The organism is Sphingomonas sp. Ant20, assembly GCF_000783375.1.
GTDB classification, from domain to species: domain Bacteria; phylum Pseudomonadota; class Alphaproteobacteria; order Sphingomonadales; family Sphingomonadaceae; genus Sphingomonas; species Sphingomonas aerolata.
In genome coordinates this window covers 1-4291 of record NZ_JRVI01000246.1, presented here as the reverse complement: position 1 = coordinate 4291, position 4291 = coordinate 1, and the positions used below count along the sequence as shown (strand labels likewise).

General features: G+C 66.2%; 4 protein-coding genes, 1 tRNA gene and 2 pseudogenes. 4 read left to right on the top strand and 3 right to left on the bottom strand.

Features of this window, described 5'->3' with window-relative positions; all coding sequences use genetic code 11:
* Window positions 1-27: 27 nt before the first annotated feature.
* Complete coding sequence (locus NI18_RS19430; protein WP_037532516.1) at window positions 28-1002, bottom strand: phosphatase PAP2 family protein; 975 nt, start codon at window positions 1000-1002, stop codon at window positions 28-30.
* Between the two features lie 166 nt (window positions 1003-1168).
* Between NI18_RS19430 and NI18_RS19425 the strand changes: the two genes are divergently transcribed.
* From NI18_RS19425 to NI18_RS19415, 3 genes and pseudogenes are all read left to right on the top strand, one after another.
* Window positions 1169-1696 carry a sterol desaturase family protein gene (locus tag NI18_RS19425; protein ID WP_037532513.1) on the top strand — a complete coding sequence of 176 codons (528 nt, stop codon included), beginning with the start codon at window positions 1169-1171 and terminating at the stop codon, window positions 1694-1696.
* A complete protein-coding gene (locus tag NI18_RS19420; protein WP_306286543.1) occupies window positions 1693-2478 on the top strand; it encodes a fatty acid desaturase in 786 nt (261 codons plus the stop codon). Before NI18_RS19425 ends, NI18_RS19420 begins: the two co-directional genes overlap by 4 nt.
* Window positions 2475-3231 (top strand): annotated as a pseudogene (locus NI18_RS19415) (sterol desaturase family protein). Before NI18_RS19420 ends, NI18_RS19415 begins: the two are co-directional and overlap by 4 nt.
* A gap of 147 nt (window positions 3232-3378) precedes the next feature.
* Here the strand turns inward: NI18_RS19415 and NI18_RS19410 are convergent.
* Both NI18_RS19410 and NI18_RS19405 read right to left on the bottom strand, forming a co-directional pair.
* On the bottom strand, window positions 3379-3648 hold the full coding sequence (locus NI18_RS19410) for a hypothetical protein (RefSeq protein WP_031393429.1): 270 nt from the start codon (window positions 3646-3648) through the stop codon (window positions 3379-3381).
* A 204-nt stretch (window positions 3649-3852) separates the two neighbouring features.
* Window positions 3853-3945 (bottom strand) — tRNA-Ser (locus tag NI18_RS19405).
* 162 nt (window positions 3946-4107) lie between these two features.
* Between NI18_RS19405 and NI18_RS19400 the strand changes: the two are divergent.
* Window positions 4108-4291: pseudogene (locus NI18_RS19400) on the top strand (DUF1134 domain-containing protein); the annotation flags it as partial.

Below are 4291 nucleotides of genomic sequence, written 5' to 3'. Positions count from 1 at the left end.
AGGCGGCGCTGCGCGACGACGCGATCCTTATGCCGGCAGGCCTGGACCTGGCTGAGGACAGGGCTGCCTGCGCTGCGTGAGGCGCTGTGCCGCGACGATCGCGGGCGGCGCGAGCAACAGCCCCATGAGCACGTCGACCCCATAGTGACCGCCGAACACCGGCGTCGCGACGATCGTCAGGATCGCCCAAGCGCGGCCCGGTCCGGCAAGGCGCGGCATCGCACCGAAGGCCCAGATGAAGATCGCGGCGAGCGTTGCATGGAAGCTGGGAAAGCTGACGATCCCCATCAGCATGGTGAGATCGAGCACGCGCAGCGATCCGTCTCGCAGCCCGGAGATCAGCCCCTGTTCGAGCCACGCGATCGACGGCCAGAGATGCACGTAGCGCGCCGGGTCGAACAGATTTCCCATCGCGGGCGTCAGACCCGAAATGAGGATCGTGACGAACCCCGACAGGATCGCGGCGCACACCATCGTCCGCAGCGTGTCGAATTTCTCCATCCCGCTCAGCGCGACGATGACGACGATCATCTGCACCGTCAGGCTGTGATAGGCGAGGCCCAGCAGCCAGATCAGCGGCGGACACTGGTCGAGCAGTGCGAGCACGACCGGCCAGTCGAAGCCGACCGCACGATCCGCCGCCGCCAGCCGGGCATCCCACAAGGTGCCGGACTTCGCAGCCAGCGCATAGGCGAGGACCACGCCGAACAGCGTGAACAGCGTCATCTGCAGAAACGCCCTCGCCCCCGCGGCAAGACGCGGTCGCGCGCTATACCGGCCGATCGCCAGCGCGCCGCCCAGCGCGAGCAGCGACAGGATCGCTGGCAGCGCCCGCAGCGGATCGACCGTGAAGCGGTCATCCTGCTGCGCGACGAGGAAACTGAGGATCATGGCTGCGACCAGCAACCAGGACGGGGTGTCGCGGTGGTCGGCACGGAAGTTCGAAGCGGGCATCGGGGTCGAACGCAGCGTCCCGCCCTGCGGTGCCGCGATCGATCGCATCCGTATGATTTACCTGTGTATGCCACCGCCGGCCCGCGGCCGCCGACGCGGTGCCGCGCGTGCTTTTATGGCGGCGCGCCCTCGCATCGTCCGCCCCGAACGGTTATATATACGCCATGTTGAATGCACTGCTTCTGGTCAGCGCCGATTTGCCCGATCGCGCGTCGTGACCTGGGTCGAGAAACTGGCGATCGTCGTCGGCATGGTCCTGTTCATGGAGTGCTTCGCCTGGGCGACGCACCGCTATGTGATGCACGGCTGGGGCTGGGGCTGGCACAAGTCGCATCACGAGGAGCATGAGGGCTGGTTCGAGAAGAACGACCTCTATGCGATCGTCTTCGCGATCGTCCCGATCGTGCTGTTCGTGGTCGGGCTCTGGTACCCGGCGCTGTGGTGGGCGGCACTCGGCATCACCGTCTATGGCGGCATCTACGCCTTCGTCCATGACATGCTCGTGCATCAGCGCGGCGGCTTTCGCTGGGTCCCCAAACAGGGCTATTTCAAGCGGCTGCTCCAGGCGCATCGCCTGCATCACGCGGTCGAGGGCAAGGACGGCACCGTCAGTCACGGCTTCCTGTTCGCGCGCAAGCCCGCGGTGCTGAAGGCGCAGCTGCGTGCCAATGCCGATGCGCAGCGTCGCGCCGCCCGTCCCGCGCGGACCCCGAACACCAGTCCGGCAGACCAGCGCGGGTGAGCATCACCGCCGCCCACCCGTCGGACGCGATGAAGCGCCAGATGCGGATCGGCGTGTCGCTGTCCGCCGCGATCATGGTCGCGTGGCTCGCTATCCACATCACCGGCATCTTCTTCTGGCAGTGGAGCCTCGCGACGCTGCCGGTCGCGGTCCTGATGGTCCTCGTGCAGACCTGGCTCTCCACCGGGCTGTTCATCGTCGCGCATGATTCGATGCATGGGGCCCTCGCGCCCGAGCATCCAAGGCTGAACCGGGCGATCGGCGCGACCTGTCTCTCGCTTTATGCCTGCCTGTCCTATGCGTCCCTGCTCCCGCAGCATCATCTCCACCACAAACAGACCGGACGCGCCGGGGATCCCGATTTCCATGGCGGCGACCCGCGGCTGACCCGCTGGTTCCTGCAGTTCTTCAAGACCTATTATTCGCACGGCCAGATCATCCGCATCACATTGGTGGCGCTGGTCTATACGTTGCTGCTCGGCGCGCCGCTCGGCAACATCGTGATCTTCTGGGCGCTGCCCGCGCTCGGTGCCGTCGCACAGCTGTTCGTCTTCGGCACCTGGCTGCCGCACCGCGAGCGCGACCTGCCCTTCGCGGATACCCACCGCGCGCACAGCCTCGACATCGGACCCGCGCTGTCGCTGATGACCTGCTTCCACTTCGGCGGCTATCATCACGAACATCATCTCTCGCCGGGCACGCCGTGGTGGGGGCTGCCCGCGCGGCGGCGTGCGCTTGCGGTTCGCGCCGCCGACCGCCGCGGTGTAGAGGACCCCGCATGACGCTTGCCATCATCCTCTCCGCCATTGCGATGACCGTCATCGTCGGGGTCCGCTATCTGCTCGTGTCGGGCGCGTTCGCCTGGATCACGACGCGCAAGCATCCGGGGCTGTATCTCGGGCTCGATCCGCAGGTCCGGCGCGAGATCGTCTGGAGCCTCGCCTCCGCCGCGCTCTACGGCATTCCCGCCGGCGTCGTCGCCTGGGGCTGGCAGCATCGCGGCTGGACCCAGGTCTATGCCGATGTCCACGCCTATCCGCTCTGGTATCTTCCGGTCTCGGTGTTCGCCTATCTGCTCCTCCACGATGCCTGGTTCTACTGGACGCATCGCTGGATGCATCGCCCCGCCCCGTTCAAGCTCGCGCACGCGCTCCATCATGCCAGCCGTCCGCCGACGGCATGGGCCGCCATGGCGTTTCACCCGATCGAGGCGCTGAGCGGCGCCATCGTCATTCCGCTGCTCGTCTTTTTTCGTGCCGATCCACATCTACGGGCTGGGGGTCGTGCTGACGATCATGACGGTGATGGGCGTGACCAACCACATGGGGTGGGAGATCTTCCCGCGCTTCATGTGGAGCGGCCCCTTGGGCGGATGGCTGATCACCGCCAGCCATCATCAGCGCCATCACGAACTCTATGGCTGCAATTACGGCCTGTATTTCCGCCACTGGGACCGGCTGTGCCACACCGATCGCGGCGTCGGCGATTTCACCCGCGAACACGCCCGCGCCGCCCGGCGGGCCGATGCGGCCTGACCGGCCGGCTGCGCGATAGGCGTCGCCAGCGGCGCTCGGCTCACAGTCCCCGAACGCAAAAAGGGCATCCGGGTCGCCCCGGATGCCCTTTTCTGCACGTCGCTCGGGGTCGCAGGCAGCTTGGCCCGCGCCCCTGAGCGCTGTGGCTCAGATACCGTTCGACAGATTGGTATCCGCGTCGTTGGTGCGCATGTCTTCAGCCTGGTTCTGGCCGGTCGCACGCACCGCGTCAGCCTTGTTCTCGAGGCTTTCTTCTGCTGCTTCGTTGCCCGTGAGGTCGGCAGCGTCCTCGAGGTTGTCAGCGACCGCCTCGGTGTTCGACTCGATGTTGTCGGCTGCCTGCTCGCGCGGGCTGGTGTTGCAAGCTGCGAGCGAGAACAGGCCGGCAGCGACGGCGACAGCGAAAATCTTCTTCATGATCAACCCTCTTAGTGGTGCCACACGCATACACGACAACAGCCGATATTCAACGCCGATCCGTTAGGTGGGATATCGAAGCGCCGCGGTGATCGAAGCGCCCGACGTGAAAGTCGCGCCTGGCCTAGCGCGCAAGCGGCCCGTTACCCAGCGTCGGCACGCTACAATGGGGGGCACATCACCGATACGCTGTGGTGACGAAAATGGCGGAGACGGAGGGATTCGAACCCTCGGTACCAGTAAACCCGGTACGGCGGTTTAGCAAACCGCTGGTTTCAGCCACTCACCCACGTCTCCGGCTGCAGCAGATGCGGGGCTATAGCGAGGGTCTGCGGCGGGGGCAACCGTCGTTACGCGGGTACCGGACGCGAATTCGACTCTTCCCGCCGTTTCATTCATTGCGGGGTCAGGCGGGGGTTTGTTAACTCACGCGCACTCGGCATTGGGGAAGATAGCATCATGCGCAGTTTCTGGCTTGGCCTCGGCGCCTTCGCAGCGTCGATCGCGAGCAGCGCGCCCGCACAGGTCCGCACGATCGATCCCAACCAGGCGATCGATGGGGATCTCGCGCCCCAGACCAGCACCACCCCATCGCGGGGGCAGCAGGTCCCCGACCAGCGCTATCCGGAGCCCGCGCCGGTCG